General features: G+C 50.0%; 22 protein-coding genes, 1 pseudogene and 1 riboswitch. Of the genes and pseudogenes, 8 read left to right on the top strand and 15 right to left on the bottom strand.

Features of this window, described 5'->3' with window-relative positions; genetic code table 11:
- Window positions 1–53 precede the first annotated feature (53 nt).
- The 4 genes from AC0LWT_RS17325 to AC0LWT_RS17340 form a co-directional block, all read right to left on the bottom strand.
- The gene (locus tag AC0LWT_RS17325; protein ID WP_474682560.1) at window positions 54–1697 is read right to left on the bottom strand and encodes an ABC transporter substrate-binding protein; all 1644 of its coding nucleotides are present in this window, start codon (window positions 1695–1697) and stop codon (window positions 54–56) included.
- Window positions 1698–2419: 722 nt separating this feature from the next.
- Window positions 2420–4714 (bottom strand): helix-turn-helix domain-containing protein, encoded by a 2295-nt coding sequence (locus AC0LWT_RS17330; RefSeq protein WP_474682502.1) that lies wholly within the window; start codon window positions 4712–4714, stop codon window positions 2420–2422.
- A gap of 296 nt (window positions 4715–5010) precedes the next feature.
- Window positions 5011–6174 carry an iron-containing alcohol dehydrogenase gene (locus AC0LWT_RS17335; protein ID WP_474682503.1) on the bottom strand — a complete coding sequence of 388 codons (1164 nt, stop codon included), beginning with the start codon at window positions 6172–6174 and terminating at the stop codon, window positions 5011–5013.
- A 192-nt stretch (window positions 6175–6366) separates the two neighbouring features.
- A complete protein-coding gene (locus AC0LWT_RS17340; protein WP_474682504.1) occupies window positions 6367–7161 on the bottom strand; it encodes a PaaX family transcriptional regulator C-terminal domain-containing protein in 795 nt (264 codons plus the stop codon).
- Between the two features lie 169 nt (window positions 7162–7330).
- Between AC0LWT_RS17340 and AC0LWT_RS17345 the strand changes: the two genes are divergently transcribed.
- Both AC0LWT_RS17345 and AC0LWT_RS17350 read left to right on the top strand, forming a co-directional pair.
- Window positions 7331–8278 (top strand): YbhB/YbcL family Raf kinase inhibitor-like protein, encoded by a 948-nt coding sequence (locus tag AC0LWT_RS17345; protein ID WP_474682505.1) that lies wholly within the window; start codon window positions 7331–7333, stop codon window positions 8276–8278.
- A 189-nt stretch (window positions 8279–8467) separates the two neighbouring features.
- Window positions 8468–8622: riboswitch (FMN riboswitch) on the top strand.
- Between the two features lie 184 nt (window positions 8623–8806).
- Window positions 8807–9751 (top strand): DMT family transporter, encoded by a 945-nt coding sequence (locus AC0LWT_RS17350; RefSeq protein WP_474682506.1) that lies wholly within the window; start codon window positions 8807–8809, stop codon window positions 9749–9751.
- 99 nt (window positions 9752–9850) lie between these two features.
- Here the strand turns inward: AC0LWT_RS17350 and AC0LWT_RS17355 are convergent, their stop codons facing one another.
- A complete protein-coding gene (locus tag AC0LWT_RS17355; protein WP_474682507.1) occupies window positions 9851–10387 on the bottom strand; it encodes an MOSC domain-containing protein in 537 nt (178 codons plus the stop codon).
- A gap of 1 nt (window position 10388) precedes the next feature.
- Window positions 10389–10856: a MarR family winged helix-turn-helix transcriptional regulator gene (locus AC0LWT_RS17360; RefSeq protein WP_474682508.1), complete on the bottom strand. Its 468-nt coding sequence runs from the start codon at window positions 10854–10856 to the stop codon at window positions 10389–10391.
- Between the two features lie 388 nt (window positions 10857–11244).
- Here AC0LWT_RS17360 and AC0LWT_RS17365 point away from each other — a divergent pair, with 388 nt between their 5' ends.
- Entirely contained in the window at window positions 11245–12465 is a 1221-nt protein-coding gene (locus tag AC0LWT_RS17365; RefSeq protein WP_474682561.1) for a hypothetical protein, read from the top strand.
- Window positions 12466–12494: 29 nt separating this feature from the next.
- Here the strand turns inward: AC0LWT_RS17365 and AC0LWT_RS17370 are convergent, their stop codons facing one another.
- Window positions 12495–13004 carry a dihydrofolate reductase family protein gene (locus tag AC0LWT_RS17370; protein ID WP_474682509.1) on the bottom strand — a complete coding sequence of 170 codons (510 nt, stop codon included), beginning with the start codon at window positions 13002–13004 and terminating at the stop codon, window positions 12495–12497.
- Between the two features lie 17 nt (window positions 13005–13021).
- Entirely contained in the window at window positions 13022–13894 is an 873-nt protein-coding gene (locus AC0LWT_RS17375) for an alpha/beta fold hydrolase (RefSeq protein ID WP_474682510.1), read from the bottom strand.
- A 138-nt stretch (window positions 13895–14032) separates the two neighbouring features.
- Between AC0LWT_RS17375 and AC0LWT_RS17380 the strand changes: the two genes are divergently transcribed.
- Window positions 14033–14395: a winged helix-turn-helix transcriptional regulator gene (locus AC0LWT_RS17380; RefSeq protein ID WP_474682511.1), complete on the top strand. Its 363-nt coding sequence runs from the start codon at window positions 14033–14035 to the stop codon at window positions 14393–14395.
- Between the two features lie 255 nt (window positions 14396–14650).
- Here AC0LWT_RS17380 and AC0LWT_RS17385 read toward each other — a convergent pair whose 3' ends face one another.
- The 4 genes from AC0LWT_RS17385 to AC0LWT_RS17400 are packed head-to-tail and all read right to left on the bottom strand — an operon-like array spanning window position 14651 to window position 18426.
- Window positions 14651–15463, bottom strand: a complete 813-nt coding sequence (locus tag AC0LWT_RS17385; protein ID WP_474682512.1) for an ABC transporter ATP-binding protein — start codon at window positions 15461–15463, stop codon at window positions 14651–14653.
- On the bottom strand, window positions 15463–16494 hold the full coding sequence (locus AC0LWT_RS17390; protein WP_474682513.1) for a FecCD family ABC transporter permease: 1032 nt from the start codon (window positions 16492–16494) through the stop codon (window positions 15463–15465). Before AC0LWT_RS17390 ends, AC0LWT_RS17385 begins: the two co-directional genes overlap by 1 nt.
- Entirely contained in the window at window positions 16491–17531 is a 1041-nt protein-coding gene (locus tag AC0LWT_RS17395) for a FecCD family ABC transporter permease (protein WP_474682514.1), read from the bottom strand. The genes AC0LWT_RS17390 and AC0LWT_RS17395 overlap by 4 nt, the downstream gene beginning before the upstream one ends.
- Window positions 17524–18426, bottom strand: coding sequence for an iron-siderophore ABC transporter substrate-binding protein (locus AC0LWT_RS17400; RefSeq protein WP_474682515.1), 903 nt, complete (start codon window positions 18424–18426; stop codon window positions 17524–17526). The genes AC0LWT_RS17395 and AC0LWT_RS17400 overlap by 8 nt, the downstream gene beginning before the upstream one ends.
- Between AC0LWT_RS17400 and AC0LWT_RS17405 the strand changes: the two genes are divergently transcribed.
- The 3 genes and pseudogenes from AC0LWT_RS17405 to AC0LWT_RS17410 all read left to right on the top strand — a co-directional run bounded on the left by AC0LWT_RS17405 (window position 18419) and on the right by AC0LWT_RS17410 (window position 19673).
- Window positions 18419–18844, top strand: coding sequence for a hypothetical protein (locus AC0LWT_RS17405; protein ID WP_474682516.1), 426 nt, complete (start codon window positions 18419–18421; stop codon window positions 18842–18844). The genes AC0LWT_RS17400 and AC0LWT_RS17405 overlap by 8 nt on opposite strands.
- A gap of 372 nt (window positions 18845–19216) precedes the next feature.
- Window positions 19217–19309: pseudogene (locus AC0LWT_RS38975) on the top strand (PH domain-containing protein); the annotation flags it as partial.
- 85 nt (window positions 19310–19394) lie between these two features.
- Window positions 19395–19673: a PH domain-containing protein gene (locus AC0LWT_RS17410; protein WP_474682517.1), complete on the top strand. Its 279-nt coding sequence runs from the start codon at window positions 19395–19397 to the stop codon at window positions 19671–19673.
- 73 nt (window positions 19674–19746) lie between these two features.
- On the opposite strand, the gene AC0LWT_RS17415 is transcribed toward AC0LWT_RS17410, so the two are convergent.
- Together AC0LWT_RS17415 and AC0LWT_RS17420 are read right to left on the bottom strand one after the other, a co-directional pair.
- Window positions 19747–20103 carry a CopG family antitoxin gene (locus AC0LWT_RS17415; RefSeq protein ID WP_474682518.1) on the bottom strand — a complete coding sequence of 119 codons (357 nt, stop codon included), beginning with the start codon at window positions 20101–20103 and terminating at the stop codon, window positions 19747–19749.
- A 2-nt stretch (window positions 20104–20105) separates the two neighbouring features.
- On the bottom strand, window positions 20106–20372 hold the full coding sequence (locus tag AC0LWT_RS17420) for a BrnT family toxin (protein WP_474682519.1): 267 nt from the start codon (window positions 20370–20372) through the stop codon (window positions 20106–20108).
- Window positions 20373–20818: 446 nt separating this feature from the next.
- Between AC0LWT_RS17420 and AC0LWT_RS17425 the strand changes: the two genes are divergently transcribed.
- Entirely contained in the window at window positions 20819–22294 is a 1476-nt protein-coding gene (locus tag AC0LWT_RS17425; protein WP_474682520.1) for a protein adenylyltransferase SelO, read from the top strand.
- A 73-nt stretch (window positions 22295–22367) separates the two neighbouring features.
- On the opposite strand, the gene AC0LWT_RS17430 is transcribed toward AC0LWT_RS17425, so the two are convergent.
- Window positions 22368–22925 carry a PadR family transcriptional regulator gene (locus AC0LWT_RS17430; RefSeq protein ID WP_474682521.1) on the bottom strand — a complete coding sequence of 186 codons (558 nt, stop codon included), beginning with the start codon at window positions 22923–22925 and terminating at the stop codon, window positions 22368–22370.
- Between the last annotated feature and the right edge of the window lie 313 nt (window positions 22926–23238).

Here is a 23238-nt window from a genome sequence, read left to right on the forward strand (position 1 = left end):
CTTCGCGTATTTGAGCGCTCATCACGGCATTCTCCCTTTTGGATGGATGCGATTTATTTGTTTTTGCTCATGAAGCTGTCGTAGTATTTTTGCATAATTTCAATGTTTTGCTGCAATCCGGCTTTTTGGCATTCTTTCACATAAGCGTCCCATTGGGCATCAATGCCGCCTTTCGTAACCCACTGGGCAAATTTTGGATTGGCCAAATTCATGAGATTCGTGTTGTTCAAGCTGAGGATGTTATTGTCCGCGGTCGAATATTTGATAAACATGGCCGGGAATACATCCGTCTTGGTGTTCACACTCAAAGCGCTCTTCAGCGATTCGGATTGTGTGAGCACTTCGCTCATATCTTTGCCGAGATTCAATTTCAAGGAATCCGGAATGTACAAAGGTCCGTTATCCGCTATGGTCGACGTCCATTTCCATGTTCCGGGATCCATTTTCGGATCGGTTGGCGGCAGGACGCTATAGCTTCCATCTCCATTATCTTTAATATTCGGGCCTAACGAACCGAACAAAACCTGCATGCTGACTTTAGGGTCATACAGCTGATTGATGAATTTCATCGCCGCGTCTTTATTTTTCGTTTTCGCCGACATGACAATCATGTTGCTTCCGAAGTTCAGGGAATTGTAGTCGTAGCTCCAGGTTATTTTGGAGGTCGAATCGGCTGACATCTTGAGCGGGGGCATCGATGTATACTGCGGAGCCACCTGGTCTCCGAACCTGTCCGATCCGACCCAGCCCCACGTGAAGCCGACTTTCGCCGTATCCCCGGTACCACGGGCAATCGACTGGAATTTCGTGTAATCGTGAGTAAACACTTCGGGATTGATCAGCCCGGCAGCATAGCATTTGTTCAAAAATACGACCAGGTTTTTGAAACGTTCGTCGATCAGGAAGTTTTTCACTTTCCCGTCTTCCACGTAATATCCTTGGGGACTTCCGTCGGATAAAGTAATGCCCTCGCTGCCCAAGAGGACCGCAGGATTGAAATATCCGCCGATCCCGCCCGGCCAGTCCATAGGAATCTCGTCATTCGGATCGCCGTTGCCGTTCGCGTCTTTTTGCTTGAACGCCACCAGCACGTTATATAACTCATCCCACGTCGTCGGCATTTTTAGACCGAGATTGTCCAACCACTTTTGATTGATAAATTGTCTTGTAGCGGAAGCGGGCCAAAAGCGCTGGTACCTGGGTAAGCCGTATATTTTCCCGTCAGGCTGCGTGGCGATGATTTTGGTCTCGGGCTTTTCATTAAACATCATTTGAACGTTCGGAGCGTCTTTGCCAACCAAATCGGACAAATCCTGGAACAAGCCCTGAAATTGCGCAAAATCGGCGTCAGTAATGACATTGGGACCGACAAATAAGTCCGGAACGTCGCCGCTGGCCAGCATGGTGCCCTTCTTTTGCCCCCAGTCCGCCGTAATTTCCTGCCATTTGATTTCAACGCCTGCCGCTTCTTGCGCCTTTTTCAGCCATTCCATTTCGGCCAGCGGTCTGGTAAGCGGGTGCTTGACCATTATGGCCGTTAATTGTACCTTCGCGCCGCTGCCGCCTGCATTTCCCGAACCGGAGTCGCTTTTTCCCCCGCTTTCGCCCCCGGAAGTAGAACCGGAATCGCTGCACCCCGTCATTACAACGGCGGAAACCATAAAAAGCGAGAGCACAACTGCTTTGCGCATTGCCATCATCCCCTCATTGAAGTATTGGTTGTGTACCAAATCCTTGCCGATTCCATCTAACTGTAATCTTTCGTTCGAGGAGGCGTAAACGATCAGTTTTTGATGAATCCCCATTTTTTGAAAACGCTTAACATCGCAGCCAGAAAACGACGCAGAAGCGCCTTGCAGACGGATTTCAAAAACTGCATATTTTCAAAAACTGCGCCTTTACAACAAACTGACGAGAAACTTGCACACATGCTGGAAACAAAGCAAATTTACCTGGAAATGCGGAGAAAACCTGCAAAGTGCAGGCTTTTCACCGCGGACGTGCGCTCGGACCCTCTGTAATCGAAAAATTCCTGTGCAATCGCAGGCTTCTCGCCAAAATAGGCCGATTTCGAAGGGAAAACCTGCACTATCGCAGGTTTTTTTCTGCCAAGCCGCCTTGTCCCCCCATTTAAGCTGCGCAACCCGTCCAGGAGAGGCATGGGGTGGGGAGAAGGGAGAAGCAGCTGTGCCGGCTCTGGCGTGGGAGTTTTTCAACAAGTATTGCTTTCTTTTCAGTCTGCTTGCAGGCGATATCGTGTTCAAAGCAGCGATCTTATGACGATAAGCGCTGCTTGAACCGGAAGGACGAGAGTGATAACGGAGGCTCACCGTGAGGAGGAAATGAACAAATCGGGAGGAGGGATGATGCAAGCAGGAAGTACCGGGGCGGCAAAACGACCGGAACGGAGGCCGGACCTTCAGGAGTCGGCCGTAAATTCAGCCGGTTCCTGATTTTTGATGGAATCCCGGTACTGGCCGGGGGTGATGCCGACCATCTTTTTGAAGGACCGAATAAAACTCGACGTATTCGAATAGCCGACCTGCTGCGCGATCAACTCCAGCGTTTCATCCGTACTCCGCAGCAAGGCGATGGATTTTTGAATGCGCAGCCGGTCGATATATTCCTTGAAATTTTGCCCCATCGTCTTCTTGAAATGATAGCTGAAGTTGGAAATCGACATGCTGAAATGGTCGGCAATGAGCTGCAGCGAAAAATCGGGATACATGCCTTTTCCTTCTATGAAAGTCAGAATGTCTGTTTGCGACGCCGTACGGGCCGGCGGCTGCGAGCTGCGAATGAGATCGCAAAGCTTGCGGCTGCTTTCACGCATAATGCCGATCATCTGCTCGATCGTATATCGATGAAGGTGGGAGACGCCGGTCAATTGCAGCAGGCTCTGGTCGCTCTGCCCAAAACGGTGCAATCCGTTGAATATGACGATGACCGTGTTCAAATAAACGGCCCTGACCATATGCGGCGGCGTCCCGTCTTGCCCGATATAGGCGACGATGCGCTCCATGACCGATTCGACTGCGGCGACGTCGTTTTTTAAGATGAACAGCTCAAGCGACTGCAGCTGCTCCGTAAAATAGGAGACCGCGCTCGTCTGCTGGACCTCGATTTCGTCAAAAACAAGAACCGAGTACTGGTTCCGGACCCGAAGATGCTCGGCGGCGCGGATAGCCTGCAAATACGACGGGTGAGCCCCGCCCGGGGACTGCCCCGGCGTTCCGATTCCGATCAGCGTGCGGATGCCGGTTCCCTCAAGCAGCTGCTGTTGAAAACCGCTGAGATACGTCTTCAAACGAAAGCACGGGTCGTGGGAACAAACAAAGACGATCTCTTGATTGTAAATGCTTTTGAAAAAATACCCCTGAAGCCCTTCAGGCAGTTTGTTCTCCTCCGTCCGGCAATATTCCGCCGCCACTTCGATGCCGCCTTCGCTCGTTTCGCAGGACAGGACTGCAGCCGCAATATGAGCGTAGTCGAAGACGACTCCGTACGGAGCGGCCTCCTTTTGAAACGCTTCCCATGACGGGTAACGGTCGCAAATCAGCTCGAACAACAAATTATCGCGCATAACCGGCATCGTGCTTTTCACCCTCTCGTCCAGCCTGCTGTTGGCGGAGGAAAGCTGATCCAGCGCATACCGGATCGTATCGAATTCGTTCATGGTCCGCGGCTCTCTCGGCGTAAACAAGTTTTTGGCGAAATGAACCAAACCTTTGATCGGATGATAGTTTTTGCGGATGGACACATAAATGACGATCACTTCGAGCAATAAAATCAATATAAAAAGAATGACCGTATTGCGCTGAATCGTTCGGATATCCTGCAGCGTTTCGGATACGGCCACCAAAGTGACGTAATTCCAGCCGTTTTTATCCGACACTTCGTGCGAGACGATAAAAGATTTGCCGTCGATCCGGTAAATACCCGACCCTGAACGGTTTTCGCTCAAGCCGGACACCAGGTTCCGGAAATCGCTCGAATCGGTGTAGGAGGTCTCGTTGGAAGCGACCAGCCGGTTTCCTTTTTGGTCAAAAATAAAAAAATCGCCATTGTACGATTCGGAAACCGACTTCATCAGCCGGATAATCGTTTCCTCTCTCACCATGATGAGCACCGTACCGGGGGAATTGAGACCGCCTAACGGCAGCGGCGATAAGAACGTCAGCATGCGCATCCGGTTATTGCCGGGTACGATGACGTTTTCCGCCGGACGGACCGCCGGTGCAGTCAAATTGTTCAGTTCCTCGAACATGGCTTGATGCGGCCAGTTTTCGTAGTAATATCCGACGCCGGGATTTTCGAAGTCGCGAATGGTGTAGGCGCTGCCTGTTTTGGCAAACAGAAAACCGATGTTTTTGACATACAAAAAGGTGTTGTCGATGAACGCATCCGTCGCATTGTATTTCCGCATTTCATTCGCAATGACAATTCTTTGGTAATCGTCGTCCCCGGCCAGGTACAGCTTGATTTCCTTATTGTTCACCAGTTCGGACGGAAGGTTGTACACATAACGGGTGAAAATATCCATCGAATTCATGACCTGCTCGGTGACATGGGCGTTCCAGTCCATTTCCTTTTGCTTCACAACTTCCGTCGAATACGGGTAATAGTAGACCAAAATAACGATGACGGGAAACATCAGCACCAATATATAGGAAATCAGCATTTTGGCCAGCAGGTTGACCCTGGTTTTTTTCATGAATAGCCCCCTTCCCGAAATAGGTCTCGCAACAAAGCGCCCTGAAGTAAGCGGTTGCAATGCGAGGTGAACGAATACTGGCGAAATCACCGGCTTCCCGCAAGTCTGTGCATCCTTTGTTTTGAATTATAATAAAAAATGGAAATATGTAAAGGACGGTAACTATCATTTAATCCAACTATATTACGATATTGAAGATGTATGCCAGAGGCTGCCGATTTGCACAATATGGGTCTTTAAAAAAAGGGACTATCCCGTCGGCAGCCAAAGCCGCTTATGGGATAGCCCTTTGCGTTTTACAGCGACATGCGGTAGATGTTCAGCACATCGTCGCGGTTCAACTTCTTGAAATAGCCGAACTCTCCGTACACCATGGCTTTGTCGGCCATGAGCTCGATCGTCGAGTCGTCGATATCGTAATCGGCCAGACGGCTTGGCGCGCCGATCGAGTTAAAGAACTGCCGCAGCGCCGCGATGCCCTCTTCGGCTATTTGCCGGTCGGTTTTGCCGGCGGCATCTACGCCAAAGACGCGCTCCGCGAACTGTTTGTACTTCGCTACATTGGCGTCAAGCGTATAAGTCATCCAGTTCGGGAACAAAATCGCGAGCCCTCCCCCGTGAGGGATATCGTGCACGGCGGACACGGCGTGCTCCAGATTGTGGGTCGCCCAGTCGCCGCGAACGCCCATGCTCAAAACTCCGTTCAGCGCCATAGTTCCGGAGTAAAGAATCGTCGACCGGTCCTCGTAGCTGTTCAGATCCTTCAACAGCCTTGGCGCCGTCTCAATGACGGTGCGCAAAATGGCCTCGCAAAATCCGTCCTGGACGGGAGTATTGGCATCATGATGGAAATATTGCTCGATTACGTGCGACATGATATCGACCATGCCGTAGACGGTTTGATTCGCCGGGAGGGATTGCGTATGTACCGGATCGAGAATGGAGAACTGCGGGAACGAATAAGGGCTTCCCCAGCCGAGCTTCTCTTTCGTCTCCCAGTTGGTGATGACCGAACCTGAGTTCATCTCGGAGCCTGTCGCGGCAATCGTCAGTACGGTGCCGAGCGGCAGCGCGCCTGTCGCGGCGGCTTTGCGGGTGACGATATCCCAGAAATCGCCTTCGTATTTCGCCCCGACGGCGATTCCTTTGGCGCAATCGATGACACTGCCTCCGCCGACGGCGAGAATCAAATCGATCTGATGGCTGCGGCACAGTTCCACGCCTTTATGTACCGTTGTCAGCCGCGGATTCGGCTCTACGCCGCTTAATTCGGTGACTGCAGCTCCAACCTCGGCAAGCAGCTTGATCACGCGGTCATAAATGCCGTTCTGCTTAATGCTTCCGCCGCCATAGACGAGAAGTACGTTTTTTCCGTATTTTGGCACCTCTTTCGTCAATTGCTCCAACTGGTCGCGTCCGAAATATAGTGTCGTAGGATTATGAAAGACAAAGCTGTTCATGAGAACATCCTCCTTTGTTAAATTCAGCTACCTCTTTCATTGTAGCCAACTTGCGGCAAAAAACAAAATGCGGCAGGCCGGCGGGAGGGGGGAACCTGCGAGTTTGACGATCTTGGCTGAGCAGGGGGGAGCTGGCAGGCCTGACCTGGCAAACCAGACAGATCCCGCGGCCCGCGGTGGCACCCGCCACCCTCAACTCCTGACGAATTGGGCGTACACCGAGCCGGCCGATACGGCTTTAGCAAGTTTGTCCAAATGAGTTTGAAAAGACTGAAGGATCGCGTAACCTTGCCAATCTTCAGGCAAAAGCTCAGCAGGCAGCATCGGGTCGGCCAGATACAATTCGCTGATGACTTCGCCCATATGCAAATAGCAAATAAATACCTCCAGAGGCTCCGAACGTTTGTCCAATGCTTGCTGCATAACCGGTTCAAATTGCGATGAGAACCACTGCAGCTTCTCCCGGTATTTCTCGGCCACCGGCTCCAACTGCCATATCGATATAGCGTCTTCAGAGGTAAGAGTCCGGTATTGCATAGAGCCCTGGAATAAGGTAACCTGCCCGTTCAGGCCATATTTTTGTATAAGCTGTTCAACTTCGCTTTTATACGGCCATGGGGAAATATAGACGCTGTTATACAGCAGTCCGAAGCCGGTTTGCAAAATGTCGGAGCGGAACTGATCCCGCTTTTTGCGTTCCGTTTCCGGGATTTCCAGCATGACCAGGTGCCAGCATTGATCCCATTTTTTTCGGTACAGCTGCGGTTTTTGATTGATAAATTGGACCATGGATCGCCCCGTGTCCGTAATTTGATAACTGGAGCGGGACGGAGTGACGGCGTAGCCTTCTTTTTTGAGCCGGGATAGGCTGTTGCGGATGTAGGGAGCCGAATAGCCGCGATTTTCATAAATGCGAACGAATTCCTGCGCCTCCAGACGATCCGCGCGCGACATTAAGTAGAGCAGCTGTTTTTCGATGGATAGCAAAATTAACCTCACGTCCCTTATTGACATAGGCCATAATTTTTTGTAACATAAATTCAAACGAACGTTATGAAAATAGTTATAAAACGACGGCGTTTTATCTGTTCCTTGCTATTGTACCGCAAAAAGGAGCGGAATAGGCGCAAAAAAATGATGAATGGGAGTGGGGAAAATGAGAAAGACATTTCAAGCAAGACGGATGATCCTGATCGGGGCTATGGTGGCAGCGTGTGCTGCACCTGTTCAAGCAAATGCCGAAACGGCGGTCAAGAAAGACGTTATGAGCAATGTCAGCAGTTACTTGCAGTGGAATACACCGGTTTCCATTAAACTGGAAGACAAGGCGCTTCCGGTGCAGGGGGCGATGATCAACACGGAAATTCTGGTGCCATTGCGAGCTGTATTCGAAGCCAACGGCTGGAGCGTTTCATGGGACGAAGCGGGTCAAACCGCTCATGTTACCGGCGGCTCCACCGACGTCGCGATACAGCTGGGGGAGAAGAAAGCGGTCGTAAACGGAGTGAGCTATGAGCTTGATCACGAAGCGGTCATCATGGACGGCGCGATGATGGTATCGGAGCGGATTCTTCCTTTGGCGCTAAACGTATCGCTGCATTGGGAATCCGGCAGCCGTACGCTTTCTGTGTCCGCTCAGCGTGGAGCGGGCGGGCTGCAGGCGCAGACGGACGCTTTTCAGGAGTACGGGAACATTCCGGTCAAATATGCCCATGGAGGCGTAACGGGCGGGCAAAATATAAGCTTGCCGGTAAGCTGGAGCCATGTGCCGGCAGGTACGAAATCTTTTGCCGTTGTGGTGTATGATCTGCATCCGATTGCGGACAATTTCATTCACTGGAGCGTGCTCAATATTCCGGCGTCCGTGCAAAAACTGGAAGATGGGGCAGCGGGCTCTCTGAAAGAAGGGAAAGAGCTTAACAGCTACTACGGCATGGAGCCTCCGCGGTATTCAGGAGACCATTTGTACAGACTGGTTGTTTATGCGCTGGATACGGACAACCTTGAGGTGGGCAAGCAGCCGGTCTTTTTTGAAGAGCTGGAGCCGGTCCTTAAGGAACATATGACGGGCTATGCGGAAGTAGACGGCTTTTTCAAACAGTAACTGACCGCTCCGTACCGTGTTCAATCCGCATTCCGGACGATATACTGGACTTGGAGCATGCCGGCGAAATCGTGGAAATCCGGATATTTGCGGCGACGGCAGTTCGGACTGCCTCGCTTCAGAGGAGCTTTTTTTCCGATGACCCTTGTCGGATTAAGTCATTATGTTGTATAATCCACCTAATAGAATACGGACCTTCGGGGCAGGGTGAAATTCCCGACCGGCGGTAAAGGTTCACCGTTTGAACCTGAGCCCGCGACTCGCTTATTGCTTCAAGTGCAGCAAGCGACTGACTTGGTGAAATTCCAAGGCCGACGGTACAGTCCGGATGGGAGAAGGTTATAAGCAGGCAGGGCGCCGTTCATTTTTGCAAAAAAATGATCAGGTCCCAGCCTCTTTAAGATGCCCCGTTATCGATTTTTGATAACGGGGTGTTCTTCTTTCGAAGCGTCCTATTCAAAACCCAATTCTCAGCTTGCGAGGGCAGACCTGACTTTCCTTCGCATATTTCACAGGAGGTTTTGAACGATGGAAAAAGGAATCACGATTGGACGGCCCGTGACGCTGGAACATGCGGGCAGCAGCACGCGCAGCGGCATATGGCTGGTGGCTGTGGGAGCGGCGCTATGGGGGATTGACCCGCTGTTCCGCATTCTGCTGCTGAAATACTTTACTTCCTCGCAGATTGTGCTCTTCGAGCATTTGCTGCTTATGCTTTATGCTGTGCCGGTCTTATGGCTGCATCGCAGCGAACTGCGTGGCCTCAAGGCGAGCCATGTGCTGGCCTTGCTGTTCATTTCATGGGGCGGGTCGGCGATCGCCACCATTATGTTTACTTCGGCATTCGCCCACGGCAATCCGAATGCAGTGCTGCTGCTGCAAAAGCTGCAGCCGCTGTTCGCCATTCTGATGGCGCGAATGATTTTGAAAGAGTCGCTGCCGGCGCGGTTTGCGCTGCTGCTGGTCATGGCGCTGGCCGGCACGTATTTGCTGACCTTCGGCTTGGCCAGCCCGCTTGCCAGCCTGTCCGGCGTGGCCGCAACGGCCGGCCTGCTGTCGATTGGCGCCGCCGCCTTATGGGGCGGCTCGACGGTGATGGGCCGACTGCTGCTGGGCAAAATGCAGTTCGAGACCGTCACCGCGCTGCGCTTCGCGTGCGCGCTGCCGCTGCTCGCCGCCATCACTTCGCTGGATGGCAGCAGGCTCCAGCCGCTCGCCGAGGCGGGCGACTGGGGGCCGGTGCTGGGGAACTTGCTGCTGCAAGCGTTCCTCCCGGGCCTGCTCAGCCTGCTTCTATATTACCGCGGCTTAGCCGGAACCAAAGCTTCCTACGCTACGCTTGCGGAGCTGTTTTTCCCCGCAGTCGGCCTGCTGATCAACTGGGTGGTGTTCCACCAGCCTGTGACCGCCGCGCAGATCGCCGGGTTCGTGCTAATCTGGATCGTGCTCATTCAATTATCGAAACAGCGGTAGGCGGCACTGCCTGCCGGTAATAAAAAGCCGTGGCCTAATGAAACGTGAGAAAACGCGCTTCATTAGGCCACGGCTTTTTGCTGTGTCGAGCTCAGCGTGTTAAAGAAATACAATCGTATCGCCTTCCGAAATCCGGCCTTCCCTTTCCACGGAACAAACGATACCTCTCAACTTTTTAGCGGCAGGCACAAATTTCTGACTAAGTCCGCTTTGATTATACATTTGTTCAATCACCCTTCCGGGTCCAATGCAGGGCAGGTTTTCCCCTTCACAAATCAATCCCGTACCATCCGGAAAAATCAACCTAACCCCTTGCTGCAGTTCTGTAAGCTTCTCAAATCCGCTAATGATAATGTTGGCCCCCAGCCATTCCGGCTTTATCTCAGGGAGATCCAACCGATTGGCGATGCGTTCACATTCCTCTTTCGAAACGATGCTGATTTGACGTCTGTTCGCAGTCAGTACACCGCGAGGATAAATTTTTTGCCTGGAATCCGCAGGACGCAACAAGCCATAATGACGATCTCCCGGAATCCCTCCTAATTCAATCTGAATATATGAAACGGGGCGAGTAACGAATGTTGCCGGGTCTTCAGCCACCATTACTCTTTCAACTGCAGCACCACTTTCCCCCATTTTAATCTCCCTCCTTTTCCTGCGAAGATTGCAGCTCTTTATAGATCAAGCCAAAAGAACGTATCAGAAACTCCACTTCCTCATCGGATAAAGAGTCCGCAAAATACTGCTTGATCCCCCTTGCATATATAGGCCAAGCTTTCCGCAGCTGTCTTTCCCCTTCATCCGTGAGAACAGCATATGCTCCCCGTCGGTCCTCTTCGCTTTTTTCTCTTTGAATCAATCCTTCGCGCTCCAGCCGGTCGATCATCCTTGTTAAGCCGCTTTTACTCAAGACCACCTTCCGATTTAATGCTGAAAAGCGAAGCCTGCGATCGGGTGCCTCAAACAAAGCGATCAAAACGTCGTACGTGGTTAGCGGGACTTTCTTCTGTGCTGCCAAATCCCGCTCAATGCATTCTATGATTTTGGCATGTGTTTTAATAAACAACCGCCAAGCAGTCAACTCTTTTTCCGATAACCTTGCCATCGTCCATCCTCCATTCGCTAAAAACAATATAAATCAATTTAGTTGCGCGATCAACAAATTTTTGTTGACTGAGCAACTAAACGGCGCTGCATTTTTGCGGATTCAGAGAAGCCTGGAGACGAACCGAACCTCATAGGTACAAAAAAACGTGCTGATCCCTTCACAAGGTAGGGAATCATCACGTTTTTATTGTTGTTTAAAAAAGAGACCCGTGAACGCGAACTTTAGTTCATTTGGCAGTTGATTCAGGTCAAATTGATGTTCTAACATATGGATGATACCTCTTCTGTGTGGTAGCGTGTGACTTCGACCCACTCACTTTACCGAACGAAGCGGTGTTTTGTGTTTGGCAAGCTTGCAAGACGACTATGAAGAAAGGATGATAGAAATGCCAAATAATAATCAGGCTTGTCCTCCTGTTGGTACTATTAGAGGAGATGGCCGTTATCCTATCGACCTGACGGGTTCTCGCAGTCACACGCTTGTCATTGAGCCCGGTGTGGGCAGCCTCTCCATTGGACCGTCGCAATTGGGCAAAAAGGCAGACCTTCACGTCCCGCCTGATGCGCAAGTCGATTGGACCGTATTCAATGCCTTTGCCACGCCGGCCGGCTCGCCCTGGCCGCGATTTCTGCGCTACACGGGCAGCGACGCGGGCTTTTTTGACTGGGCGCAGAAACGCCCCATTGAAGAAATGGCATGGGTTCCGATCCTGTCTGCAGACACGGTGGCGGACGCCGGCCAGTCCATTTTGCATGGCTTGTATATCGAACTGGACCAGTCCGGTAGCCGTTTGCACCTGAAGCTTCCGAAGCGGCAGGTCTTTGAATATTTCCGCCTGAGTGTGGCCGGCGATCTATCACGCTTCTCGGCAACTGGCGATTTGCCATATTCTCTGACACTGGCGCCGAGCACCGGCCGACGCAAGAGTGATGCCCCCTTCTTGCTGCCCGACATGGGTGAATTGCACCAGGTCACGAGCCTGACGCTCCGGAACGCGCCGCTGGGACAGCCTATCTCGCTGGAGTGTCTGAACCGGTTCCCAAACCTTAGCTCCCTGAGTTTGTGGGGGAACTTCTGCGACTTGGACTTGCTGGCCCATCATGCCCGGTTAACGTATCTGGAGCTGCGCTTTATGCCCGATCTGGGTGACTTGCCGCCCTTGAGCGCGTGGCCGCTGCTTGAAGGCTTTATCGCCTACAACGTGGAAGAGACCGCGGGCAAGCGCCTAAAGCAGCAAATGAAAGCACGAGCTAGTACCCGCTCGTGGACCGGTCATGCTTCAGTGAGTCAATTGCGAAAGCCTGAGTGGTGGACGACCGAGTTTGGCCGTCCGTTCTCGTCCTGGCCTAAACGTCTGGCCAAGCTGGCTAACGAAGCTTACGACGTTGCACAGGCAGCCTTGGCCCAGGCCCGCAGCTTTGCCGATGCCGAGGCAGCCATTACCGCCTTCACCGTACGCTTCAATACCCTCAAAGGCATCGAAACTACCGAACGTGAAGACCTTGGTGAAGCGGTATGGCAACTAAGCCGGTCTGACCACCTGATCGGCCAGCCTATACCAGAGGAGATGGCTCAACGCTGGTTCGATGCAGCGCGTGATTACTGATGGGTTTGTTTAATGAAGGTTTAAGCCATTTACCGATCAATTGAATAGCGTAATTGAACGACTCCACCGCCGAGGAGTTTACAGTCTAGCAATTGCACATGCCTATATTGGTAGTTATCTTTGTCGATTAAAAGATTTAACCCTTTACCTTCCAATACAGGCGCAACATTGAAAATCACTTCGTCTACAAGCCCTTGACCTAGAAACGAGTTGTGGAGATCCGCACCGCCGCTAATGAGAGCGGTTTGATGACCGATTTGCTGCAGGTAGTCCAAGGCCGCCTGCGGCGAGCTTACAACCGTTACGCCCGGGATTTCTGAGGCGTTCTGCGAAACGACGACGATATCGATTTCGGCAAAGGGACCCCCGCCGCCATTTCCGCGCATAGCTTCGAAAGTACGACGCCCGACAATGAAATTTCCTGCAGCTTTGGCCTGTGTCGCGAAGTCGTCCAACGCTTCTTTTCTCGGTGGGTTCTCGGGGCCGGATTGCGCATAATTGCCGTTAGCGGTTAAAGTTGCCCATAAAATAGTTTTCATAATAATAATATTCCTCCTCATGTTCTATTCCGTATGTTTCGGATTGATGCTGCTACCCGATCCGGACGATCCTCTTGCACATAGTGTGAGGCATCTTCAAGGATTTCGGTTTCGTTCATTGGCAAATATGTTTGCCATTTGGCCATCTGTTCGAGCGGGAAGCCGGCACTGTCTTTCGTTCCCCACAAAATTTGCGCAGGCAAATCGGACAAATTCGGCAATTTCGATTCAATGTCGGCGAGCCATGTTCGCGCCCTGCGGATCTGCCTGGGAAATATCCATGTCGGTATTCTGGATTTCGGGGTCGGGAACGGGTCGGTATAAGCTTTGCGCAAGCTATCCGTGACTTTTTCGGCATGATATATCCCGTGAGGAACAATGACTTTGGCGAAAAAATTGAGCCTAGTCTGAAGCCAATACCCGATTGGCCAGCCCCCCATGGCGAGCGAGAACAATTTCATCGGCAAAATTTCCGCAGGCCAGGCCCACGTATTCATGATGACGATGCCGCGCAAATTGTCTCGATGCCGTACTGCGTAGTTCAAGCCGATCGGACCTCCCCAATCCTGAACTACTAATATAAAATCCTTTAGATTCAAACGGCGAATCAGTTCGTGAACGGCTTCCGATTGCTCTTGTGGCGTAAAGCGGTAGCCGCTGGGTGCCTTCGACATACCGAATCCGGGGTAATCCGGAACGATAAGACGGAATTCTTCTCGAAGCTCTTTGATAACGTTCCGATAAAGATATGACCACGTAGGGTTCCCATGTAGGAGAAGAACCGTCGGGCCCTTCCCTTCATCGAGGTAATGGATGTAACCGTCACGGTAAGGCAGCCAGCGATCAGTGAACGGATACTCCATCAGATCTAATTCAAACGGTCTATCCAAAGATGGTTCCTCCTCTCTGCGACTCTTTAGTAATTTTCTCTTCCCCTTGATTTACATAGTAAATGAACTGTGGTACATTTGAAAAGTAGTTACATTAAAGTGCAATAGTTTCAAAAAATGAACTATGGAGTGATAGTGATGATGGATCGGTCCTGTCCTGGTATCGTTGAACCTATCTTGGAGATCTTGGATGGCAAATGGATGCTTCTTCTCTTGTTCGAACTGTTTAACGGGACCCGACGTTTCGGGGAATTACGCCGCAAGCTGCATCCCATTAGTCCGAAAACTTTGACAGACCGCTTGAGGCTGTTAGAAGAGAAAGGAATCGTTTCTCGCACTCTTTACCCTGGCATACCGCTGCATGTCGAATACGAACTTACCGAGTCCGGGCAGGCTCTGCAGCCTATTTTTGCCGCCATGTGGACGTGGACCCAGGAATATGGGGGATATCTACGGAAAGAGACGAACGAGATGGGGCAAGAAAGAGAAGAAGTGATGTGATTGGATAAAGAAGTTATATTTTGTACAAAGAAAGGGCCATCCCAACAAGGATGGCCTTAAAACTTGCCGCTATAGACAACTCGCTGGACTGTGAGTGTTGATGGGGCGATGCTAAAGCGAAAAGTTGCCCCCGAGGGGGATTGGGATCGGTCAACCTTGGGGAAAATCACTGTGCAGGCAAGCCCAAACGGGCTTTATCTACGTGTGTCTGTGACGCTGGCTCCTCAAGCGTCTGCGGCTTCTTCCTGGACGGTGTCAGCGGCTAAGGTTATTGACATGATGCCGGCCTTTTGGCACCACCAAAGGAGAGCCCGAAATGGGGTCCTTGATCACCGTGCAATCAAGCCCGAAAATGTCTTTGACCAATGTGCTTGTAATAACCTTCGATGGCTCGCCCTCGGCAACAAGCTTTCCTTTGTAAAGCGCGAAAATATGGTCCGCATAACGCGCGGACAAGTTAATATCATGAAGCACCATCATAATCGTAGTTCCGTGTTTGCGGTTAAGGTCTGTGAGCAGGTCAAAAATTTCGACTTGATAGGTGATATCTAAAAAGGTCGTCGGTTCATCGAGAAATAAAATGTCGGTTTGTTGTGCTAGAGCCATTGCAATCCAGACACGCTGTCTTTGACCGCCCGAAAGCTCGTCGATATTATGATTGGCAAACTCCGTTATATCCATAATTCTCATAGCTTCGGCAACTGCCTCATAATCCTTTTTTGTCCATCCGCTGAGCAAGGACTGGTGTGGAAACCTTCCTCGTCCAACCAAATCCGCCACGGAAATTCCTTCCGGAACAATGGGGGATTGCGGCAGCAGTCCTATAACTCGGGCCAACTGTTTGGGCGGTATTTTGCCGATTGGCCTTCCGTCAATAGCGATTTTTCCGGATATAGGCTTTATAAGCCTTGCCAGTGTTTTAAGCAGCGTAGACTTTCCGCAGCCGTTTGCTCCAATAATAACGCTGATTTTATTACTAGGGATAACAAGGTCTACGCCTTGGATAACCGTTTTTTGATCATAGCCGGCTACTAGTTGTTCGGCTTGAAAAAGATGTGTCGGTTTCATTATAATTCTCCCTTTCGATTCATTCGGATTAGCAGGAAGATCAGATACGGCGCTCCGAGCAATCCGGTTATGATACCCACAGGGAATCTGACCTCGAAAGCAAATTGTCCGATTAGATCTGCCGCCAAAACCAAATTAACGCCAACAAGACCCGCCGGAATTACGTTTGAGAAGCCAACTCCGACTAGTCTTTTTGCAATCGGTCCCGAAAGGAAGGAGACAAAGGCTATTGGACCCGTGGTAGCGGTAGCAAGAGCAATCATGCAGACGGAACTCAAAATTAGCGCAATTCTTGTCTTGTCCGTGTCCACCCCGAGAGAAGAAGCCGATTGTTCTCCAAGCTCCAATAGACTTAGATGTTTGCCCAGCACGATAACGATAGGCGCAAAGATTAAAACCGTTATAACAAGAGGCGGAAGCTCGTTCATTTGAGAGCCGTTGAGGCTGCCGCCGAGCCATCTGAGCGCTGCGGGAATATCTTGTTGTGCGCCAACCAGCAGAAGATAGGATATTACCGCGTCCAGCATGGCCTGTATGCCTATTCCGATAAGGATTAATCGCCCGATCGAAAATGACTTTCCCCTGGATAATATATACATGATTATCCCTGTAGTAAGACCAGCGACTACTGAAGCAACGGAAACAACGGCTCTGCTTGTATGAAGTATGGTTATACAAAAAACAGCCGCCGCGCTCGAACCGGAGGTAATACCGATGACATTCGGGTTCGCAAGGGGGTTACGCAGCATGGTCTGGAAGGTGTATCCGGCAAGACCGAAAGCAAATCCGGCGAAAAGACCTGCCAGCATTCTCGGCAGACGTATGGTATTAACCGCAAAAGACACACCTTTGATTTGCTCTCCCGAAAGCGCCCGGATGACATCTTTAACCGGATAAATGGCGCTCCCCAGCAAAAGCATGGCGCAGCAAAGAATGCATGCAAGTACTGCAAGGCAGCCGGTGACTAGTATCCATCGGCGGCGTCTTTGACGTCTGCCCGCTATAATCAATTTTACAGATTCATTATTCATAATGAACGCACTTTCGATCTCATAGCTAGAAATATTAGTAACGGAGCTCCTATAAACGCTGTAACTACGCCGACTTCAAGCTCGCCGGGGCTGCCGATAAGCCTGCCGCTTACATCTGATATCGTCAAAATGATTGCTCCCGAAATCGCTGACATGGGTATAACAAAACGCAAGTCGGGGCCGAGAATAAGGCGCATGACGTGAGTGGATAAAAGCCCGACAAAACCAATAGGCCCTGCCAGCGCAGTAGCCGCGCCGCACAAAATAACACCTGCAAGAGCCGAGACCAGCCTCAGCACTCCTGTTCGAACGCCCATTCCGGTCGCAACATCGTCTCCCAGTACCAGTGCATTTAATGCCGGGGCAGCACTAATAGCGATCAGTATGCCGACGATCAGAAACGGGATGAAAGTGGCAATAGCGCTCCAGGTTGCCGATCCGACGCTTCCCACTTGCCAAAACCTGAATTGATCCATGACATAAGAGCGTGGAATCATGATGGCGGTGACCAGAGAAGAGAGGGCGGCGCTTGTAGCGGCTCCCGCCAAAACAAGCTTAATGGGCGTAGCGCCGCCACGCCCCATAGAACCGATTCCGAATACAAAAACTGCAGTAATCGCAGCCCCGGCTAAAGCCAGCCATATGTAATGATTTGCGGTGCTTATGTTCAAAAACGCAATCCCGCAAACCACAAACAAGGATGCGCCTGTGTTAACTCCCAGTATACTCGGGTCTGCAATCGGGTTGCGAGTGACCGATTGCATAAGCGCTCCGGAAACTCCGAGTGCCGCACCGCAAAATAAACCGAACACGGTTCGGGAAAACCTTTTGCGAACCACGTTTGCCCCGTAAGAGTCTATGTCATGGTGAAATATACCGTCTATCAGTTCATGAAACCTCACCAGCCGAGAGCCTAAGACGAGAGACGCAATCACGCACACGCCGAGCAAGACAATACAAATTACCAGAACTTTCGTAAAGTTTTTCGGCATATGCGAGCTTAGCTGTTTGTTTTTTGAAACCGAAGAACTATTCATTGATCTTATTAATAGCTCCTCCGATTAATTTCAGGTACTCATCAATGGTATAAGCTATCGAAAGCGGATTCGGGGTTCCGGCAGCTACTAAAGGCGTATCGCTATCAATAAACACGACAGATCCTCTCTTGATCGCAGGAATTTTGCCTAGCAGGGAATCGGCTTTAACGGCTTGATACAATTCGGCATTGCCATATCCAATTAATAAATCTGCATCATAAAGGGCCTCGGCATTCTCAGCGCTTAATTTCAAGGAGTAGCTGGTAGGGTCCGTAATCTGTTTCGTAACCCTTTCAGGATAAACCATTCCCAGCTCATGCAGGAAAGAGACGCGAGAGTCTACAGGTGTATAAATATGCAGTTGAGACATATCTTTAGCCGAGAAGTTGACCCAAACGACTTTCTTGCCTTTAATCTGAGGATATTCGCTTAGCTTTGCTTTAACCATGTTCTCGGTGTCCTTAATAAGTTGTTCGCCTTCCGCTTTCATGCCCATACCGGTTGCGTTCAAAATGACTTGCTCACGCCACGTGGTTGACCAAGGAGCGGTCGGATATGCCACAACCGGAGCGATTTTACTAAGAATACCGTAGTCTTCCTTAGTGATACCGGAGTAAGCTGCAAGAATGACATCCGGGTTTGCATTTGAAATAGCCTCAAAATCAAGGCCGTCCGTATCCTGGAAAACATTCGGGTCCTTTACGCCGAGTTCCTTGAGCTTTTTAGCTGTCCAAGGCAAAAGTCCGCTGCCGTCCTGAACGCCGAAATTCGCCGCCGAGAAGCCTACAGGTACGACTCCGAGAGCGAGAACAACATCATGATTAGCCCATTGAATTGTAACAACTCGTTTAGGCTTGCTTGCAATTACAGTTTCGCCAAAAGCATGCTTGATCACGATCGGATATTTAGAATTTGCATCTTGGGGAGCGGGCGTTTCTGTTTTAGGCGTTTCGGTACTTGCCGAAGCATTCACAGTCGGAGCAGGTGCAGGTGTTGAGCTTGATTGCTGGCTTGAGCAACTAACTAGGGGTATCATAAGCACAGCCGAAATTATGAATGTTCTTAATGAGAATTTTCGTTTTGCAATCATTTACGTACCCTTTCTTAGCATGATCTGTAAAGTCGAGACCTTGCCCGATGATTTTCTCGAGATTGTCTTCCGGCACGTCTTCGACGCCCTTCAGCTTCCCGGTGAAACGCTCGAGGGTTTTTCCCTCAGCTCTGATCGCGACAATGAGGAACAGCAGCAAGGGGATGCGCTTTTAACTTTTGGGCCTTTTATCATAAATGATAATGATTATCATCGTCACTAATATAAATCCTCTTTGACGGGTTGTCAATGAAAAAATACGGTTCAGTTACAAATCACGTTCAGTTCCAAACGGGCCTTGAGGGAAGTTTTTATGTTCCCATTTTAAAAATCGCTGGTAAAGAAGCTCATGAGTCACGGATGAAGATTCAATCTGAGTTGGTTTCGAGCTAAAGAACGTTTGGGGCTAGGCCGTTATCTTCCGTTGACATTTTAGTACGATGGTACTCTCTATTTGGCGGCTGTCCGCAATCCGCTTCAGAAGAAAGGATGATGAGAATGAAGCGAATCGACCGAGAGCGGTTCACGGAGAACGGAGGGATGGATAACGGCTGCGGTATGTCTCGCCGTTGTCGCCGCACTTGGAGTTTTGACCGTGCGTTTTGACTGGCCGAGATGGATTTTCACACTGACGGTGGTGCTTGCAGCAGCGATCGCGGTACTGGAGCTAGCGGTGCTCCCGGGGCTGAAATACCGTTCGTGGCGGTATGCGGTCGCCGAAAAGGATGTCGAGTTTCATCACGGGATTTGGGTGCGCAAGCGGACGCTTTTTCATGGATTGCGGCTTCAGGCTGGAGGCACAGGGCGACACGCTGACGATCAAGCGGGGCTTGCTGGAAAAGAAACAGGCTATCATTACGGCCCGGCGCATTCGAGCGGTGCGCGTGACGGAAAATTCGCTGCACAGGCTGTTCGGCATGGCCAGCGTCCGGATCGTCGTTGTGGGCAGCTCAGAAAAAGACAAAATTAATTTGGGTAAAATTTACAATTTACGTACTCATGCTCTCATTTGCCTTCTGTCAAAAGAAAGACAAGGCCCGTCAAGTGAGTAAAGCAAAAGAACGAGGTAAGGAATACTACATCCCTAACCTCGTTCGAAAGATACTATGTGCACAACATCTTTTTTTATTCGGCTTTAGCTACTGCGATCTCTTTCAGAGCATCATTAAAATCTAAACTACTCCTTTCTAAAAGGGAAATTTTTTTTTCCTCTTCATACGTCCGTTCAATTAAAAATTCTTTAATAAGCGTCTGATAGCCCTTTTTTCTTAGCCTAGCTAAAGTACGAATGCGTAGGAGTAAATCCTCGTCGATACGAATAGAAATAGTTGCAGATTTCCTTTTTGGCAAGTCGTGATCCTCTTCTTCTACAATTGAAGCTTCCAATAACTCCTCACTCATTGTATGGTTCGACCAAAATTCCGCTGCTTCCGAATCACTCATATTTTCTGGTATTTGGTCTCTTGAAGTAATTATTTTCATAATTATCGATTCCTCCTTTTGTATGTTTTGGCCTCAGATTCAGTAGCATCACGTGCTGTTATTACTCTTATTTTTCCCTTTACCTTCTTTACGTAAATCACGACTAAACGTCTTCCATCCTCTGTAGCACCAATAATGCCTAAGTTACCACTATGTGCAGAAAATTTCACCCTCTGCGGATCCATTAAAGCATCTTCTGCTTCAAACGGTTCAACGTTATGACGAGCAATGTGTTCTATGTTTTCTTCATCCCATATAAATGATGACACTAATGCTTCCCCTCAATCATGTATATTCCTATGTATATACAATTGTAACACATTTTATTCGTTGTAAGATCGTTTCAAGAAAATAATTTATTACCCGAAATGAGCTCTGTCTCATTCGGCTTTTATGTCAACTTGCCGTTACAGACAGCACGGTGAACCGTATCATATGTACGAACTATGAGCGGCAGTCATATAGAGATGACCTTCGGCCTCCTCTGTAAGCATCAGAATATCCGTTGAAGCATGCATGCTCAAAGCTTTTTCAATTTTGAAGCAGGAGCTTTTTGAACAATCGGTGTGTTCATCTCGGGCGGCTTGAGCGGCGGCTTAAAATTTTTAATAGCACCAATCGGGTGTAAAGAAAGGTATAATAAAGCGGAGGAAGAAAATCCTAAAGGGGATTACCTTGTATAAGTTCAAGAAATCAAACGAAAAAAGGTGCTGCGATGACAGAAAAAATAGCAGTCATAGATGCCGGATGGAACTTCGATAACAGTTATGCCCGTCTGCCGGAGTTGTTTTTTTTCGGGTCGAACCCAACCCCTGTGCGCTCGCCGAAGTTGATCATCCTTAACAACCCTTTGGCAGCGTCGTTAGGGTTAAACGTTCAAGCGCTGCAAAGCAGAGAAGGCGTAGCGGTGCTTTCCGGCAACAGAGTTCCTGAAGGGGCGTCGCCGCTTGCCCAAGCTTACGCCGGGCATCAATTCGGGCATTTTACGATGCTGGGAGACGGCCGGGCTCTGCTGCTTGGCGAACAAATCACTCCGCGGGGCGAACGGTTTGACATTCAGCTTAAGGGTTCGGGTCGAACGCCATACTCCCGGCGAGGCGACGGGCGAGCGGCGCTGGGGCCGATGCTGCGCGAATACGTGATCAGCGAAGCCATGCATGCGCTCGGTATTGCTACCACCCGCAGTCTGGCTGTGGTGACGACCGGAGAGTCCATCATCCGCGAAACTGAACTGCCTGGTGCGATTTTGACCCGCGTGGCTGCCAGTCATCTGCGCGTCGGGACCTTTCAATACGTTTCAGCACGGGGGACTATCCAGGATCTCCGGACTCTGGCCGATTACACATTGCAAAGACATTTTCCTGAGGTTGATCCTGGTGAGAACCGTTATCTTGCCCTTCTCCAGGAAGTGATTAAGCGTCAGGCCGCGCTGATTGCCAAATGGCAGCTTGTGGGTTTTATTCACGGGGTGATGAACACCGATAATATGGCCATTAGCGGGGAAACCATCGATTATGGCCCGTGCGCCTTCATGGATACCTATGACCCGGCAACGGTATTCAGTTCCATTGATATGCACGGCCGATATGCTTATGGCAATCAACCGTATATCGCCGCATGGAATCTTGCGAGAATTGCCGAAGCTCTGCTGCCGCTGCTTCATGACAATGAAGAGCAGGCTATCAAACTGGCCGAGGACGCGATTTCCGGTTTTACCGGGTTGTTTCAAAGCCATTGGCTCGCGGGAATGAGGGCGAAGCTGGGGATCTTTGGCGAAGAGCCGCAGGATGAGGCCCTTATCAAAGATCTCCTTAACATGATGCAGAAGTATCGTGCGGACTACACCAATACCTTCCGCGCATTTACGATGGATCAGTTGGAGGATACGGAGCTATTCGGTACCCCGGAATTTGCTTCGTGGCGGGAGCTGTGGCAGGCGAGACTAGGCAGGCGGCAGGAATCAAAAGCCGACTCGCACCAGTTGATGCGCAGCAGCAACCCCGCGGTAATCCCGCGCAACCATCGGGTCGAAGAGGCGCTGGAAGCCGCGGTGACAGAGGGGGATTACAGCGTGATGGAGCGGCTTCTTGATGTGCTTTCGAGCCCTTACGCGTACTCTGCCGAACAGGCCGAGTACTCCACATTGCCTGAGCCATCCGACTGTCCTTACCAAACCTTTTGCGGGACATAACAACAAACGCACAGTAATGAAGAGGGGCGTGCAGCCCCTCTTTTTGCGTATATCCGGGCGTCTAACGATCTTATCAAGATTTTAAGACTTCAATGCTTTCGTCGCACCAATGAATTAAACTGCGGAATTGGCTTTTCCCATAATTAATGGTGATAAGCCAGTATTTATAGTTTTGATCTTCCGATTGCTCGTTGCGAAGCCAATTTTCGAGTTCTTCAAAAATATGCAGGCTTTCTTCCAACTTGCTTTTATGTTCCCGGACATGTTGAATGATAGCTTCAGGCGGGGCGTTGCTGCCAAAAAACACCCTTAATAGCAGTTCATTCTTTTTTAGCATCACCATATGCTCCATCGGTTGAGACAACCAGTCGGATAGTGTAAGTTTTCCCTGTTCTGTAATGCTATACACTTTTTTATCCGGCTTTCCTTTTTGTCGTTTCACATCCACGGTAATATCTTTGCGTTTCAGCAGCTCGGCAAGGCTGGGATAAATTTGACCATAGTTTTCATTCCAAAAATAACTGGTGCTCTTCTCCATATGCTGTTTAATATCGTAACCCGTATGGGGACCTAAAGTTAGAATGCCAAGTACTGCAAACATAGTGTTGGTTTTCCCGGTCTGCTGGGCCATTTGGTTTACCTCCTAAAATCGTGCAAGACATCTCGGATTCATCGCGAAAATCGGATTGAGATCATTATAAAACATTTCAGTTTCGATCACATATATTAACCTTGACGTTAATTGTGACCTTCAATTATCCGGGAAAATATACGTAGTAGAAAAAAGACGATAATCGTAGAATCATTGAGAAATTCATTAATATAAGCGCTTACATGAGCTTATCTATCACTGAAAATGTTTAGACCTGCAAGTATAATCGAAGACAGCGAATATCGGACCCGACAATCCTGAGAGTGGAGCGTCAACGACAACATCATATAGG

It is taken from the genome of Paenibacillus sp. sgz302164 (genome assembly GCF_056120505.1).

What these genes read in the sequence shown, in the direction of transcription:
- AC0LWT_RS17325 (WP_474682560.1), bottom strand. Translation starts at nt 1,697, where the DNA reads ATGGCAATGCGCAAAGCAGTTGTGCTCTCGCTTTTTATGGTTTCCGCC.
- AC0LWT_RS17370 (WP_474682509.1), bottom strand. Translation starts at nt 13,004, where the DNA reads ATGAAAACTATTTTATGGGCAACTTTAACCGCTAACGGCAATTATGCG.
- AC0LWT_RS17345 (WP_474682505.1), top strand. Translation starts at nt 7,331, where the DNA reads ATGAGAAAGACATTTCAAGCAAGACGGATGATCCTGATCGGGGCTATG.
- AC0LWT_RS17350 (WP_474682506.1), top strand. Translation starts at nt 8,807, where the DNA reads ATGGAAAAAGGAATCACGATTGGACGGCCCGTGACGCTGGAACATGCG.
- AC0LWT_RS17415 (WP_474682518.1), bottom strand. Translation starts at nt 20,103, where the DNA reads ATGAAAATAATTACTTCAAGAGACCAAATACCAGAAAATATGAGTGAT.
- AC0LWT_RS17430 (WP_474682521.1), bottom strand. Translation starts at nt 22,925, where the DNA reads ATGGCCCAGCAGACCGGGAAAACCAACACTATGTTTGCAGTACTTGGC.
- AC0LWT_RS17395 (WP_474682514.1), bottom strand. Translation starts at nt 17,531, where the DNA reads ATGAATAGTTCTTCGGTTTCAAAAAACAAACAGCTAAGCTCGCATATG.
- AC0LWT_RS17410 (WP_474682517.1), top strand. Translation starts at nt 19,395, where the DNA reads ATGGATTGCGGCTTCAGGCTGGAGGCACAGGGCGACACGCTGACGATC.
- AC0LWT_RS17360 (WP_474682508.1), bottom strand. Translation starts at nt 10,856, where the DNA reads ATGGCAAGGTTATCGGAAAAAGAGTTGACTGCTTGGCGGTTGTTTATT.
- AC0LWT_RS17425 (WP_474682520.1), top strand. Translation starts at nt 20,819, where the DNA reads ATGACAGAAAAAATAGCAGTCATAGATGCCGGATGGAACTTCGATAAC.
- AC0LWT_RS17330 (WP_474682502.1), bottom strand. Translation starts at nt 4,714, where the DNA reads ATGAAAAAAACCAGGGTCAACCTGCTGGCCAAAATGCTGATTTCCTAT.
- AC0LWT_RS17390 (WP_474682513.1), bottom strand. Translation starts at nt 16,494, where the DNA reads ATGAATAATGAATCTGTAAAATTGATTATAGCGGGCAGACGTCAAAGA.
- AC0LWT_RS17385 (WP_474682512.1), bottom strand. Translation starts at nt 15,463, where the DNA reads ATGAAACCGACACATCTTTTTCAAGCCGAACAACTAGTAGCCGGCTAT.
- AC0LWT_RS17365 (WP_474682561.1), top strand. Translation starts at nt 11,245, where the DNA reads ATGCCAAATAATAATCAGGCTTGTCCTCCTGTTGGTACTATTAGAGGA.
- AC0LWT_RS17380 (WP_474682511.1), top strand. Translation starts at nt 14,033, where the DNA reads ATGATGGATCGGTCCTGTCCTGGTATCGTTGAACCTATCTTGGAGATC.
- AC0LWT_RS17355 (WP_474682507.1), bottom strand. Translation starts at nt 10,387, where the DNA reads ATGGGGGAAAGTGGTGCTGCAGTTGAAAGAGTAATGGTGGCTGAAGAC.
- AC0LWT_RS17335 (WP_474682503.1), bottom strand. Translation starts at nt 6,174, where the DNA reads ATGAACAGCTTTGTCTTTCATAATCCTACGACACTATATTTCGGACGC.